The organism is Enterococcus sp. UD-01, assembly GCF_044909655.1.
Classification (GTDB): domain Bacteria; phylum Bacillota; class Bacilli; order Lactobacillales; family Enterococcaceae; genus Enterococcus_L.
Genome location: NZ_JBIYEU010000002.1, coordinates 188639 through 202207, shown reverse-complemented (window position 1 = coordinate 202207; position 13569 = coordinate 188639). Strand labels below are relative to the sequence as shown.

14 protein-coding genes are annotated in these 13569 nt (G+C 40.5%); 6 read left to right on the top strand and 8 right to left on the bottom strand.

Annotated elements, in window-relative coordinates:
• From coaB to ABH902_RS03320, 3 genes are read left to right on the top strand one after another with little or no spacing between them, the layout of a single operon-like run.
• Entirely contained in the window at window positions 1–771 is a 771-nt protein-coding gene (gene coaB, locus ABH902_RS03330; protein ID WP_404589175.1) for a phosphopantothenate--cysteine ligase, read from the top strand.
• Window positions 768–1310, top strand: a complete 543-nt coding sequence (gene coaC, locus ABH902_RS03325) for a phosphopantothenoylcysteine decarboxylase (protein WP_404589174.1) — start codon at window positions 768–770, stop codon at window positions 1308–1310. Before coaB ends, coaC begins: the two co-directional genes overlap by 4 nt.
• Window positions 1311–1326: 16 nt before the next feature.
• Entirely contained in the window at window positions 1327–1971 is a 645-nt protein-coding gene (locus tag ABH902_RS03320; RefSeq protein ID WP_404589173.1) for an ECF transporter S component, read from the top strand.
• A 104-nt stretch (window positions 1972–2075) separates the two neighbouring features.
• On the opposite strand, the gene ABH902_RS03315 is transcribed toward ABH902_RS03320, so the two are convergent.
• Window positions 2076–3281: an aminoacyltransferase gene (locus tag ABH902_RS03315; RefSeq protein WP_404589172.1), complete on the bottom strand. Its 1206-nt coding sequence runs from the start codon at window positions 3279–3281 to the stop codon at window positions 2076–2078.
• A 147-nt stretch (window positions 3282–3428) separates the two neighbouring features.
• Complete coding sequence (locus ABH902_RS03310) at window positions 3429–3935, bottom strand: QueT transporter family protein (protein ID WP_404589171.1); 507 nt, start codon at window positions 3933–3935, stop codon at window positions 3429–3431.
• 195 nt (window positions 3936–4130) lie between these two features.
• Here ABH902_RS03310 and ABH902_RS03305 point away from each other — a divergent pair, with 195 nt between their 5' ends.
• Window positions 4131–5090: a diacylglycerol/lipid kinase family protein gene (locus tag ABH902_RS03305; protein ID WP_404589170.1), complete on the top strand. Its 960-nt coding sequence runs from the start codon at window positions 4131–4133 to the stop codon at window positions 5088–5090.
• Window positions 5091–5145: 55 nt separating this feature from the next.
• On the opposite strand, the gene ABH902_RS03300 is transcribed toward ABH902_RS03305, so the two are convergent.
• The 4 genes from ABH902_RS03300 to ABH902_RS03285 all read right to left on the bottom strand — a co-directional run bounded on the left by ABH902_RS03300 (window position 5146) and on the right by ABH902_RS03285 (window position 10529).
• Complete coding sequence (locus ABH902_RS03300) at window positions 5146–6264, bottom strand: aminotransferase class I/II-fold pyridoxal phosphate-dependent enzyme (RefSeq protein WP_404589169.1); 1119 nt, start codon at window positions 6262–6264, stop codon at window positions 5146–5148.
• A gap of 101 nt (window positions 6265–6365) precedes the next feature.
• Window positions 6366–7127 (bottom strand): carbonic anhydrase, encoded by a 762-nt coding sequence (locus ABH902_RS03295; RefSeq protein WP_404589168.1) that lies wholly within the window; start codon window positions 7125–7127, stop codon window positions 6366–6368.
• Between the two features lie 155 nt (window positions 7128–7282).
• Window positions 7283–9865, bottom strand: coding sequence for an ATP-dependent RecD-like DNA helicase (locus tag ABH902_RS03290; RefSeq protein WP_404589167.1), 2583 nt, complete (start codon window positions 9863–9865; stop codon window positions 7283–7285).
• A 34-nt stretch (window positions 9866–9899) separates the two neighbouring features.
• The gene (locus tag ABH902_RS03285; protein WP_404589166.1) at window positions 9900–10529 is read right to left on the bottom strand and encodes a histidine phosphatase family protein; all 630 of its coding nucleotides are present in this window, start codon (window positions 10527–10529) and stop codon (window positions 9900–9902) included.
• Between the two features lie 184 nt (window positions 10530–10713).
• Here ABH902_RS03285 and ABH902_RS03280 point away from each other — a divergent pair, with 184 nt between their 5' ends.
• On the top strand, window positions 10714–11094 hold the full coding sequence (locus tag ABH902_RS03280) for a VOC family protein (protein WP_404589165.1): 381 nt from the start codon (window positions 10714–10716) through the stop codon (window positions 11092–11094).
• An 80-nt stretch (window positions 11095–11174) separates the two neighbouring features.
• On the opposite strand, the gene trmL is transcribed toward ABH902_RS03280, so the two are convergent.
• Together trmL and ABH902_RS03270 are read right to left on the bottom strand one after the other, a co-directional pair.
• Window positions 11175–11681 carry a tRNA (uridine(34)/cytosine(34)/5-carboxymethylaminomethyluridine(34)-2'-O)-methyltransferase TrmL gene (trmL, locus tag ABH902_RS03275; RefSeq protein ID WP_404589164.1) on the bottom strand — a complete coding sequence of 169 codons (507 nt, stop codon included), beginning with the start codon at window positions 11679–11681 and terminating at the stop codon, window positions 11175–11177.
• A 234-nt stretch (window positions 11682–11915) separates the two neighbouring features.
• Window positions 11916–12773, bottom strand: coding sequence for a methyltransferase domain-containing protein (locus ABH902_RS03270; protein WP_404589163.1), 858 nt, complete (start codon window positions 12771–12773; stop codon window positions 11916–11918).
• Between the two features lie 126 nt (window positions 12774–12899).
• On the opposite strand from ABH902_RS03270, the gene ABH902_RS03265 reads away from it, so the two are divergent.
• On the top strand, window positions 12900–13532 hold the full coding sequence (locus tag ABH902_RS03265; RefSeq protein WP_404589162.1) for a copper homeostasis protein CutC: 633 nt from the start codon (window positions 12900–12902) through the stop codon (window positions 13530–13532).
• Window positions 13533–13569 lie beyond the last annotated feature (37 nt).

The window sequence follows — 13569 nt, the reverse complement described above, 5'->3', positions numbered from 1 at the left end:
ATGGATATTCTAATTACCGCCGGCGGCACCTCAGAAAAAATTGACAACGTCCGCTCTATCACTAATCATTCAACAGGCCGTCTAGGAAAAATAATTGGCGAAGCCTTTTTAGCGCAGGGTCATCATGTGACCTACGTTACAACAGCGCAAGCGGTGCGCCCGAATGAGCAGCAAGCTTTGACTCTGCTAGAAATTGAAACAACCAAGGATTTAGAATCAACCTTAATCAGGCTTTTTGAAGAAAAAAATTATGATGCCATTATTCACAGTATGGCTGTCAGCGATTTTACAACAGAAACAGCTTTTTCAGAGGAGCAGTTTATCCAACAGCTAGCAGAAAAATTAATGATTGATTCTTCAACTAGTATGTCTGATTTGGAGCAAACCCTAAAAACAGTCATGAATGAGGTTGGACAAACTAGCCAAAATCAAAAAAAAATCCCTTCAAATACAGATCGCTTATTGCTTTTTTTGAAAAAAAATCCTAAAATAATTGCAATGCTTCGCGAAAAACAACCACAAGCTATCATCGTTGGTTTTAAATTACTTGTTGCTGTTTCTGAAGAAGAGCTAATCACTGTCGGTCAAGGAATACTTGAAAAAAATCACTGTGACTTCGTTTTAGCCAATGATCTGACAAAGATTACGCAGGACCAACATGACGGCCTGCTAATTGCTGCAGACGGCAACCTGCAAAAAGCACACACGAAAGCCGAGATCGCTCAGCTGATTAGGAAAAATATAGAAGAAAAATGGAGGAATAATAGATGAAAACCATTCTATTAGGTGTATCTGGCAGCATCTCCGCCTATAAAGCAGCTGATCTTACCAGCCAGTTCACTAAACTAGGCTATAATGTTGAAGTAATCATGACCACTAACAGTACCAAATTCATTACTCCGTTAACCCTGCAGTCATTATCCAAAAATCCGGTGCATACAAATGTTATGGAAGAAATAACGCCGGATAAAATCAATCATATTGAATTAGCCAAAAAAGCCGACCTCTTTTTAGTGGCACCGGCTTCTGCCAACATTTTGGCAAAGTTGGCAAACGGCATCGCAGATGACATGCTTTCTACGGTGGCTTTAGCATTAAAAGAAGAGGTACCGAAATTTATTGCGCCGGCTATGAATACTTACATGTATCAAAATCCGATTACACAACGCAATTTAGCAACCTTGAAAAATTATGGCTACAACGAAATTCAACCCAGAGAAGCTTTATTGGCATGCGGTGATTTTGGCAGAGGTGCGTTAGCAACTGTTGAAGAAATCGTGACAACCATTAATGATGCTTTACTGAAATAACTATTAGGAGTTACTCATGAAAAATACAAAAACCTTTACTCTTACCGCGATGTTTTTAGCGATTCTGATACTTTTGTCCGCCGTGCCTTTTTTGGGCTTCATTCCGATCGGTCCAATCAACGCGACAACCATGCATATTCCGGTGATTATTGCCTCGATTTTGTTAGGCCCTAGAATTGGCGGTTTTTTAGGCGGTGTGTTCGGTGTCATTAGTATGATTCGCAGTACGATTATTGTTACGCCGCTCTCTTTTGTTTTCTCTCCGTTTATTCCAGTTATCGGAACTACTCACGGGAGCTTAAAAGCCATCATCGTCGCCTTAATTCCGCGAATTTTAATTGGCGTGATTCCTTATTTTGTCTATACTGGTTTAAAAAAACTAACTAAAAACAAACCAACGTCGCAATCAATCAATCTCTTTGTCGCTGGTTTTATCGGTTCGGCTACTAATACTATTTTGGTTATGAACCTGATTTATTTTCTTTTCAAAAATGACTACGCTCAAACGATTGGTGCCAGCGGTTCGGCGATTTACGGCGCTATTTTAACCGTGATTTTCAGTAGCGGAGTAGTCGAGGCGCTCGTTGCTGCAATTGCAACAGTTGCTGTAACGACCGTCCTTTTCAAGCTGATTAAAACAAATGCAACCCAAAAATTGTAGAAAATGAGGTTGAGCCAAAAGTCATTTAGGTTCTTCGGCCACCATTTATTCGTAAGTAGTGGGCGGTACAAAACTGTTTTTTTAGTTTTGTACCGCCCGCTTTTTTATTTTTTTTGTTTTCTTAATTTATACGCATATTCACTAGCTTTGAACAGTAAACCGTTCACCGGTAAATCAAATTCACCGATAAATTCATTGATGGTTGGATTAAAGTTTGACTTGAACTTAATTAAGCCATCATTCAAGCTGCCCTCCAAGCCGCCCATATTACAAGAGTCGCAGCCGCGTACAAAGCATTCATTAATCGCATCATACCAAGTTAGATAGGCTGGCATATAGCGCTTGTAGCGCTCGTCCATTCCCGCATAAAGAATTTCACTTGTCGAACCAAAGGTAATGGCTAAAGCGCCTGCTACCACGGCTACGTCACCTGAACGGGCGATATTTTCTTCAAGCTCATTTTTTTCACGAGTAAGCGAAAAATCCAATTCTTCTAAATTATGGCGTTTCTTCACTTGATTTTCTTTCAGATTTGCCAAATCTGCTTTATTTTTTTCATAACGCTGCAGCGTTTCTTCATAACGTTCCTTCAAATTTACTTCCGCCAGCATGATAAAGGATGAGTCCGGATAAATATTCAATAATTTTTTAAAATACTCACTATTTCTTAAAGAAATATTTTGTCGTTCTGTCGTCAGTTCAATCACTTTGGCAAAATCATCCACTAATTCGGTATGGCCCATCTTGACCGTAACACCTTTTTTCTGTGCTTGCTTCATCATTTTTTTTGTGCTTTTCGGTAATAGCTCGTCACTAAAATCTTCTTTGTAAATATTCGCTTGAAAACGCGGTTGAATCGTCGCATCCATCGCCATAGTCAACCCTTGATGCTTAGCACCGCTGGCAGCTAAGCTATCAATAATCATCTGCGCCTGCGGATTCAGGGTTTTTTCTTCGCCTAAATGGAAGTCATTATAATGAATGGTTGGATCCATTTTCACAAACAGTGCTCTGTGTTTTTTACCGAATTTTTTCAACTCTTTTAAGAAAAAAGCGACCAGCTCTTTATTTGTATAGTCCATAACGGGTCCTCTTGGGGTATATAACATGGAAAATTTTAGCGGCAATGGTCGGATCAGCACTAAGCTTGATGCGATCAAGATTCCGTCTTCGTACACACCAACGATTTCTGAACCCCAATTATCCTTGACCTTTGCCCACGATGATGACTGCAGCAAATTACATAAGGGATGGTTTTGTACAAATTTATCATGCTCGTTGGCTGTGACACCAATTTTAAATTCAAACATTGCTTAAAAACTCCTCTACTTTTATGCTTCTGTATTACCATATCATAATTTATGCAGGAGGAACAGTAAAGTTTTTCACTACAATAGCAAAAAACAAAGGATGCAGGAAAATGTCATACATTTTTCTACATCCTTTGTTTCTATTATTTATAATCTGTTTTCAAAATGAACAGACTTGTCAATCCAATACATTAATGGTGCTGCGATTGCCATTGTAACAAATTCACTTAAAGCTAGTGAAGCATAATTTCCCCAAAAAGCGGCTCCACCATTTGGTGACAGCATATAAGCGATAATGCCCATCGTCGCAGTAAAAAACAACGTGTTTAAGGCTAAACGAGCGACCACGCTTCTCACTCTTTTTTGCAATAAAGCGGTCAAGCCAAGTGATATAAAGGTTTGCATCCCGCCAAAAAAGGCATCCATGGCGCCAAAGCCCCAAAAGAAATTAAAGACAATGACTCCGCCTAAAATCCCCCACATTAATTTACGGTTAAAAACAACTAAATGATTCAAGCTTTCAGAAATCCTAAATTGAATCGGTCCTGATGATACGGGTGCGACTAAGATAGTCAGCCCCAGATACAACGCCATGACGATAGCATTCATCGTCACTGTCCGTACTTTACTGTCCTTCAAAACAGTGTGTTGCATATAATCTCCTTCTTTCTCCGAGTTTTTTTACAAGGGATGGTTGATGAACCTTGTTGAGGAAAGTCCTCAAATTTGATACTAAGGCATTATAGCTTATTTTTCTTGTTAAGACAACATCTAAATGAACCTAAGCATTCAGCATTCTTAAAACTGTCAATATCTGCTATAATAATAACTCGTACGGGGAGGACAGTCATGAAGAAACATTTTTATCTTGTCGTGAACAAAAATGCCGGCAGCGGTACAGGCGGCAAGGCTGCGAAAAAAATCATCAAACAGCTTACGTTGTTAAATATTGATTATACAATTTTTTATACAGGATATGCCGGTCACGAAATTGAGCTTACGCAAAAATTAGCTGCAGAAACCCTCATTCCTTGGTCAGAAGAAATGACTGTAGAGTCGTTTCCTTTGCTGGTCGTTCTCGGTGGAGACGGCACGCTGCATAGTGTAGTGAATGCTTTGGCAGACTTTGATGCAGCCATTCCTTTAGGCTATATTCCCTGTGGCTCGGGAAATGATTTCGCTCGCGGCGCGGGTATCGATAGACAAACAGAAAAAGCCTTTTTACAGCTGCTTCAAGCAGAAAAACCGCAGGAAATTCAGTTAATAACGTACACCGAGGCAATTCAGGAAGAACAAGGACTTGCCACTAATAATGTGGGAATTGGTTTAGATGCCGCTATTGTTCATGCAGCGAATACTTCTAAATCTAAATTTGCTTTAAATAAATTTAACTTGGGTTCTTTCGCTTACATCTTCTCAATTCTAAAAGTTCTTTTTACGCAAAAGGGTTTTCCAGTTTTAGTGGAGATGAACGGAAAAAGTTACGAGTTCGATCGGGCTTTTTTATGTACAGTAACCAACCATCCCTATTTTGGCGGCGGTGTGGCTATCGCTCCAGCTGCTGATGTACGAAAGCCGCTGTTGGATTTTGTTTTAGTTGAACGAATCAATTTATTTAAAATTTTTTGGCTGATTATTTTATTGATTCAGAAAAAGCACATGAGCTCCAAGTATTTTCACCATTTTCAATCCAGTAAGATTCGAATCGTTTCTACTGTGCCGGAGTATGTACATGCTGATGGCGAAATTTTAGGTAATAGAAGTACCGATTTTTCCTTTAATGTTGTCAGCAGAAGCTTTTGGTTTTGATAAAAACTAAAAATGAGTGTGGTGAAAAACACCGCGCTCATTTTTTGATTGATTTTTATTTTATATACTCAAATGCTTGTTTTAAGTCCGCCACTAGATCGGCTCCTGCTTCGATCCCAGTAGAAATTCTTAAAAGATCAGCTGTTAATCCATAGGCCTCTCGTAAAGCTTCCGGAATATCTGCATGGGTTTGCGTCGTGGGATAAGTGATTAAGCTTTCCACACCGCCTAAGCTTTCTGCAAAGGTAAAGGTTTTTAATTGACGCAGGAAATCCTTAATCAAGCGTTGATCTTTTATTTTAAAGCTTAGCATGCCGCCGCGTCCCGGATACAACACTTCTTTTACAAGTGGACTTTCCTTTAAGAACTGTACCACTTCTCGTGCATTCGCTTCATGTCTGGTCATCCGCAGCGATAAGGTTTTTAGTCCCCTAATCAATAGCCAACAATCAAAGGGCGCTAAGACTGCACCTGTCGTATTTAACTGATAGGATAATTTATCGCCGACCTCTTGTGATCTAGCAATAACTGCACCTGCCAGTAAATCATTGTGGCCACCCAGATATTTCGTTGCACTGTGTAAAACTACATCCGCACCTAAATCCAACGGCCGTTGAATGAGCGGCGTATAAAAGGTATTATCCACGATTAACTGCGCATGGTGCTTTTTTGTCCATGCCGCAATTCTTTCAATGGATACTTCTGTCATCAAAGGATTTGTCGGTGTTTCAATAAAAACCGCCGCTGTTTCTGTTGAAATCAGCTGTTCAAAATCGGCTTCAGTTGCCGCATAAGTAAACTGATACATCCCTAGCTTTTCTAATTCATTGAAATAGCGATAGCTCCCACCATACAAATCTCTGGAAGCCACAATCTGACTGCCGGCTGGAAATTGACTAAAAATCAGCTGCAGGGCGCTCATTCCTGAGCTTGTCGCTAATCCAACCGCTCCATGTTCAAGCTCAGCTAATGCCTGCTCTAAAACTTCTCTCGTCGGATTTTTGGTTCTTGTATAATCATAGCCCGTCGACTCGCCCAATGTCGGATGCTCGTATGTCGTCGAAAAATAAATCGGCGTGTTAATAGAGCCTGTCACTGGGTTTTGATGATTACCAATCTGCGCTAAAAAAGTGTCTGTATGAACATTTCCCGAATTTGTTGCCTTATTCTGCATTCCATCCCCTCATTTCTACCAAAATAACGAACCTTATTCAACGAATTCTGTAACTTCGTTGTGGTTTATTATATACATCAATCAAATTTGAACGCAAGTACTTATTCGCCTGCAGACGCTTCTTCATGAAACAGAACCACACGTTCATTCAGCGGCTGAACATTACGGTTATTCTCTGAATACAACTGTTCAAACGCTTTGATTTGCCCTTCAGAAAGCTCTACCGGTGTTTTCATTATATACCATTCAACATTTTCAGTGAGCGGCGGCGTTGTCAAAGAACCTAAATAATGATAATAGCTTTGATTGTCAGGCAGTAAATCAGCCAGCTTCGTTAAAGTCACCTGCTCCTCATTTTCAACGTTCCTTAATATTTCTTTAAAACCAGCATTTTCCTTACCCACTTCAAAGAACACCCCAATCACTGCTATGCGTCCATTCTGAGCCAAATGAACAAAATGCGCCTCCAAAGGAAAATGCCGCTGATCAATCGTATGCTCACTTGGCGCATGAAAATGAAATTGAGTCAGCTCGAAATGGCGTTGATTGATTTGCGCATGACCGCTTCCTTGAACTTGTATGCTGTGTCCATTATCCTCAATCCTCAACTGTTCTTTTTGGTAATTTAGACTGATCTCACCGACATCAGGGGTCAGCTTTTGAATTTTGTTTGTTTGAATATTGATCGGTGACTGCATTTTTCCAGAAACCGGCACCCAGCTTTTCTGGTCCGCATAATCAAAATGATCATCGTGTTTTGTCGCTGCCGTAGATTCGTTTGTTAAATCCTGCGTAGAGCAGCCCGCTATAACCAAACTACCAAAAGCGATGAAAAGCCAAAACCATAGTTGCTTTTTTTTCATTTTTTCGCCCTCTTTTTTATTATATATATATATATATTACATATTATAAAATTAACTATACTATCAATTTTATCTTCTGACAACTCCCCAAACACAAAATACACCAAAGAAAGTGGAACGAAGAGTTCGCTTTCTTTGGTGTATTTTGGTTACTTCTATGGCATAAAGTCATACGGTGTTGTTTGTCCCATGCCGATCATAGGATCAACAGTATTTTGCCGAATCAGCTCTGGCGTTAGCAGACGCTGCATTTCAGCTGCGACCTCTTCTTCAATCAGCTCTTCAGAAGCTTCACTAAATAGTGACATTTCCTGTGTTTCTGATGCAACCTTGTCCTCTGATTCTTGCCCTTGTGACGGTATCCGTTTTTCCTGCTGCTCACTTTCACGAGATACCGGATCACTTGTTTCTGAAAAAGGCGATTCCTGATTTAAACCTTCTTCATACGCTTCCAGCTGCAAGCGAGTAGTTAAAGATATTTCTTCTGCATTCGTGATGCGTTCCTTCAGCATCGTCAAGCGACTCGCCGATTCATGCGTGACACATGTTGAGAACGCCTGTACCTCTCCCAGTAAAATCAGCAGCTCTTTACTTCTTGTCACGGCTGTATACAGCAAATTCCGCTGTAGCATACGATGATATTGATGTACCATCGGCAAAATGACCATTTTAAATTCACTACCCTGTGCCTTGTGAATCGAGCAGCAGTAGGAAAGTGTGATTTTATTCCATTCATTCCGCTTATAACTAACCTCATTATTATCAAATTGGAGAATCAGTTCGTCCACCTTATCTTCAGAATCCTTTGCCAGCACAATACCGACAACCTCACCCATGTCGCCATTAAACACATTTAATTCCGGTGTATTCACCAAATGCAGCACTTTATCGCCAATTCGATAAACCGATTCATTCCACTTCACTTCTTTTTTCGTACCGTCATTCGGATTAAAAATTTCCTGCATCATCTTGTTCAGCGCATCGATGCCGGCTGCACCTCGATACATCGGTGCCAATAATTGAATATCCTGAGCAGTAAAGCCCTTCGCTTTGGCTTTTTCCACAATTTGACGAACATAGCTTTCGATATGATAGACATCACTTGGAAAAAAGGAGCGGTCCTTTTGATTTACGGTAAAATCCTGTGGTAGCTTTCCTTGTTTAATTTCATGAGCTAACGGAATAATACTGGAGCCATTTTCCTGCCGATAAATCTCTGTCAGCTCACGCTGAGGAATCTCTTGAATTTCCAGCAGATCATGCAGTACCTGACCAGGTCCCACAGACGGTAGCTGATCCTTATCCCCTACGAAAATAACTTGCATGTTTGTAGGGATGGCTTTAAATAAAGTGTTCGCCAGCCACGTATCCACCATGGACATTTCATCCACAATCAATAAGCCGCCTTCTAATTCTTTTGCCGAGACACTGGGATTTTTTTCACGCCCAGTTAGCCCCAGCAACCGGTGAATCGTGCTGGACGGCAAACCAGTCGTTTCGTTCATTCGTTTCGCTGCTCTGCCAGTTGGTGCCGCCAAGAGAATAGGAAACATGTCCTGAGTATAATCTTTTACGTCTAAAGACAAGCCATTCAGCTCAGCAAATACCGACACAATCCCATTAATTACGGTTGTTTTTCCTGTTCCCGGCCCACCTGTTAAAATAAATAACGGCGCTTTGATCGCTTCTTCGATCGCGGCCTGCTGTGAATCGCCATAGACAATTCCCAAGCGTTTTTCGATCATTCGAATATTTTTTTGAATATCCTTTTTTTCGTATTTAATTTGCTTCTTGCGGGAAAGGAGTCGTTGAATCGAGGTGCCAATGCCCCACTCAGAAAAATATAAACTATTTTCAAAAAGCTTAGTTCCTTCCTGTTGAATTTTCCCTTCCTCAACCAAATGAATAATCTGCTCCGCTACCTGATTCGGTAGTATTTCCACCGGCCGACTTGTTTCTAAGGTTCGAATGGTTTCATTAAGCAGCAGCTCTGCTTCAACATAGGTATTACCGGAACGAATCGAATGCTGGAAAATTTCATGCGTAATCGCTGCGCGCACTCGTTTATCTGAATCTGCACTAATCCCTAGTTGTTCGGCAATATTATCGGCACGCTTAAACCCAATCCCTTCAATGTCTTCCACCAGCTGGTACGGATTTTCATGAATGATATCCAGTGTTTCTTCTTTGTATGTCTGGTAAATGGAAAATGACAGCTGACTGCCGAAGCCATATTGATTTAATCCGACAATGACCTGCTCCATTCCATGATTCAAGCGAATCGTGTCAATAATCGTTTGGCGTTTTTTTTCATTGAGCTGCGGAACTTCTTCCAGTACAGCCGGATTTGCAATAATTTGATCAATTGCGTTTTCGCCAATAATTTCGACAATTTTTTCAGCCGTCCGTTTCCCAATACCGGGAAATTTTTCACTGGAAAGATAGTTAACCACTCCATTGGCAGAAGTCGGTCGTTCTTGCTGATAGCTGTCAACCTGAAATTGACGGCCATAGCGCGGATGATCCACAAATTTCCCATAAAATCGGTATAGCTCTTCCTCCTGAATCTGGCCAAAGCTGCCGGTTGTAACAATCTCCTTTTCCAAATAATCTGTATTCGTATCCGTGATTTTTATTAACAGTACTTTATAAAAATTGCTGGGATTTTGAAAAAAGATCGCTTGGACGTGACCGACAATATACTGCTTTTCTTCCTCTGATTGAAAAAGTGTGTCCACTAAATTTCACCTCACTATCCGTAAACTGGCTTTTTTATTGTAAAAATGAATCATCATTCCACAGCGTTAATTGATAAGGCGGTTTGTGCTGCGGTGCTTCAGTTTCTAAAATGGACAAGCTATTATTTTTAAGTCCGCCCATACTCCGCAGCTCCGCCAGGCTTTTGCCTGACATGGCCTGAATTGCAGCCGTTAATGAAGCCCCGTGCCCCACAAAAAGATAAGGTCCCTCACCTGCTGTTACAGCCTGCTCTACAACTGCTGAAATCCGTGCAATCGCCTCTTCAATAGGCTCACCGTTAAAGCGCTCAGGATTGTACTTATCCAGCTGATAACGCATATGATCCAGCTCAGTGCTGTATTTCCCACGCATTTCATGAATGAGCTGGCCTTCTAATTTACCCAGCCCTAGTTCCTTCAGCTGATCCGTATAAATGATCTCCGCTGGCTGTACCAATTCCTGATTGATGTGCTCCGCAGTCGTACGCGCACGCTTTGAGGTACTGGCGTATATTTTAGCAAAAGGAACATCCTTAATCGTTTGCCCCAATAATTTAATTTCCTCATAACTGCTTGGTAATAGTGGTGAATCGCCACTCATCCCTTGAAACCGTAATTCTTGATTCCATTGAGTTTTGCCGTGGCGCGTAAAATATAGTTTCATGAAATTCTCCTTAGTTCTAGCTTATGAATCAGTATCCAGAAGTCTTGATTCACTATCCAGTCTAGTTTATCATTTCCACGTAAAAATTGCCATTTGACTTTAATCGACCAGCACTTTCTTTTGAAGGAAACCAGCAATGCGCTATAATGAAACAGCCAATTATTTTTAATGAGGAGGAACTCCATTGTTTTTTCAACAAATTCATCATATTGCTATTAACTGTTCTGATTATCAAAAAGCGAAGGAATTCTACGTTGAGAAGCTAGGCTTTCAAGTAATTCGGGAAAATCAGCGTCCGGAAAAAAAGGATATAAAATTAGATTTACAGCTGGGTGCTTATGAGCTGGAGCTTTTTATTGCGAAGGTTTTTCCGGAAAGACCCTCTTATCCAGAGGCTTTGGGCTTACGTCATTTAGCTTTTAAGGTAGAGAATATCGAGGCAGCTGTTCATTATTTGGCTCAGCGGGAAATCCCTTGTGAACCGATTAGAACCGATGAGTTTACGGGTGAAAAGATGACCTTTTTCTTTGATCCGGACGGTTTGCCCTTAGAATTGCATGAATAAGTTTCTTTCTATATAGAATCACTTAAAGCGTTAAAAAAAATGGACGGTTAACCGACAATTGGTTAACCGCCCAAATCTTTTTAGTCTAATTTATCATTGTCGTAGTGATGAGCCAATTCCAAAGACGGAAAATCCTGCTGACGCAAGGCTTCATACACTATCAGTGCTACTGTATTAGACAAATTCAACGAACGAACATGGGTATCATCCATAGGAATACGCAAACACTTTTCCTCATTTTCCCGCATAAATTCCTCAGGCAGACCGGTTGTTTCTTTGCCAAACATAAAATAATGATCTTTGCCATCAGCATAATTTACTTCACTGTAGGTTTGATTGGCAAATTTTGTAATCAAATGCAGCTGGTTGTTCCCTAAATGCGTCAAAAATGCAGCTAAATCCTTGTGGTAAGTAATGTTTACATTATTCCAGTAATCTAAGCCCGCACGTTTCAAGTGCTTGTCATCCGTTTGAAAACCTAACGGCTCGATGAGATGTAGTGGCGAATTAGTCGCAGCACACGTTCTGGCAATATTACCAGTATTAGCTGGGATTTGCGGTTCAAATAATACAATATGATTCGTCATGACGGCAGGTTCCTTTCGATTGAATAGGTTCTGTTATTTTCATTTTAGTTTATTTAAAATTCGCATAAAAAAAACGTATCAACTCGGTGTCAAGCACAGCGAGCCGTTACGTTAGTGAAGCTCTTTTCACTAACTTTTATCAGAACAGGAACCTGATAAAAACCAATGAAAAAACAACTTGTATGTAATATAACACCAATACCGCAGCTTTGCAATACTTTTTAGTAAATTAACTTAATGTAAGCGCTTTTTTACCTTTCCTTTTAACACACGAACGTCAATTGTGATTTCTGATAATGGATTTTCCTGTACAGCCGCTTTTACCTGCTCTGAAACGCCCCACTCAAGCGGTGACATTTCTAAAAGATCCAAGCGATTTTCTTCCGGAATAGCAAAAGTATATGTCACCCGTTCATCTGCGATGCACGTCATTTCTTCAGCAAACTTGGCTACAACTTTTTCGTTGGAATATACTTGTTTGGACACATCTTCCGGATAAAATGCTGCCCGCAGTTCTTTTAAATAACCAGCTTCGGGCACCACCTTTAGCACAGTGCCAGATTCTTTTAGCACACGCTGAAATTCCTGATAATGCGAAGGCGAAAAAATATTCAAAATCGTATCCATGGAATGATCGGCAAATGGCAAATTGGTCAAATCAGCAACACACCAAAAAGCCTCAAGCGGCTGATTACTCGCTAAATAAATGCCTTCCTTGGAAATGTCAAACCCGATGCTACTTCCTTTTAAGCCTAAACTTGATAATTCCTTCAAAAAGCTGCCTTCGCCGCAGCCAACATCCAACGTTCGACCAGTTACATCAAGCTCGGAAATCAATTCTTCCAACAGTGGCTGATACATGCCGCTTTGAATCATTTTTCCACGATGCTGCAGCATTTTTTTATTGTATTCTGTTTGAATACTGTGTGTTAAAAAATAAATCGTTCCTTTTTTGGATAAATCAAACCGATGATTCTGGACACAAATTAGGCTATATTGTTCTACATGGCAAGCACCTTTACAAACTGGACATTGAAAGAGAGCTGCATGGTGTTGAATAAATTGTTGAGCTGTATCAATTTTTTTTAGCATAGCGACACTTCCTACCTTTGATCGTTAAATATCTCGTCGTTTTTCATCTTACCTTGTTATCTGTACTTTGGCAACTAGCAGAAATATGATACAATGCCTGTGAAGTAAAAACGAGGAGTGAACACCATGATTAAAGAATTTTGCGCCGAAAATTTTACAGATATTCCCAAAGCTATTCGTAATGGTGCTAATCGGATCGAATTATGCGATAATTTAGCCGTTGGCGGAACTACCCCCAGTACAGGTGTAATTGAGGAAGTCATTGCTTATGCGAACGAAAAGTCTGTACCGGTTATGACAATCATCCGACCGCGTGGCGGAGATTTTGTTTACAATGATATTGAACTAAAAATCATGCATACCGATCTGATTGAAGCAAAAAAAATAGGAACAGACGGCGTGGTTTTAGGCTGCTTAACTAAAGATAACTGGTTGGATGAAGAAGCTCTGGAACTGCTTATCGAAACTGCTGAAGGCTTACAGATCACCTTCCATATGGCTTTTGATGTATTAGCAAAGGAACAGCAATTTAAGGCAATCGACTGGCTGGTTGCCCATGATGTACAACGGATTCTAACTCATGGCGGACCTGCCGGCACACCAATTGAAAATAATTTCGAGCATTTAAAACAGCTCATCGACTACGCAGCCGGACGTATTACTATTTTACCCGGCGGCGGTATTTCTGACCAAAATCTCGACGCTGTTGTTCAAGCATTAGGGGTTAATGAAGTACACGGCACGAAAATTGTTGGGTAAACAAACGTTGATAGATTTCATAAATTTACCAAAACCC

Excerpts from the sequence above, each read along its gene's own strand:
- coaB (WP_404589175.1), top strand. The coding sequence starts at position 1 with ATGGATATTCTAATTACCGCCGGCGGCACCTCAGAAAAAATTGACAAC.
- coaC (WP_404589174.1), top strand. The coding sequence starts at position 768 with ATGAAAACCATTCTATTAGGTGTATCTGGCAGCATCTCCGCCTATAAA.
- ABH902_RS03320 (WP_404589173.1), top strand. The coding sequence starts at position 1,327 with ATGAAAAATACAAAAACCTTTACTCTTACCGCGATGTTTTTAGCGATT.
- ABH902_RS03315 (WP_404589172.1), bottom strand. The coding sequence starts at position 3,281 with ATGTTTGAATTTAAAATTGGTGTCACAGCCAACGAGCATGATAAATTT.
- ABH902_RS03310 (WP_404589171.1), bottom strand. The coding sequence starts at position 3,935 with ATGCAACACACTGTTTTGAAGGACAGTAAAGTACGGACAGTGACGATG.
- ABH902_RS03305 (WP_404589170.1), top strand. The coding sequence starts at position 4,131 with ATGAAGAAACATTTTTATCTTGTCGTGAACAAAAATGCCGGCAGCGGT.
- ABH902_RS03300 (WP_404589169.1), bottom strand. The coding sequence starts at position 6,264 with ATGCAGAATAAGGCAACAAATTCGGGAAATGTTCATACAGACACTTTT.
- ABH902_RS03295 (WP_404589168.1), bottom strand. The coding sequence starts at position 7,127 with ATGAAAAAAAAGCAACTATGGTTTTGGCTTTTCATCGCTTTTGGTAGT.
- ABH902_RS03285 (WP_404589166.1), bottom strand. The coding sequence starts at position 10,529 with ATGAAACTATATTTTACGCGCCACGGCAAAACTCAATGGAATCAAGAA.
- trmL (WP_404589164.1), bottom strand. The coding sequence starts at position 11,681 with ATGACGAATCATATTGTATTATTTGAACCGCAAATCCCAGCTAATACT.
- ABH902_RS03270 (WP_404589163.1), bottom strand. The coding sequence starts at position 12,773 with ATGCTAAAAAAAATTGATACAGCTCAACAATTTATTCAACACCATGCA.
- ABH902_RS03265 (WP_404589162.1), top strand. The coding sequence starts at position 12,900 with ATGATTAAAGAATTTTGCGCCGAAAATTTTACAGATATTCCCAAAGCT.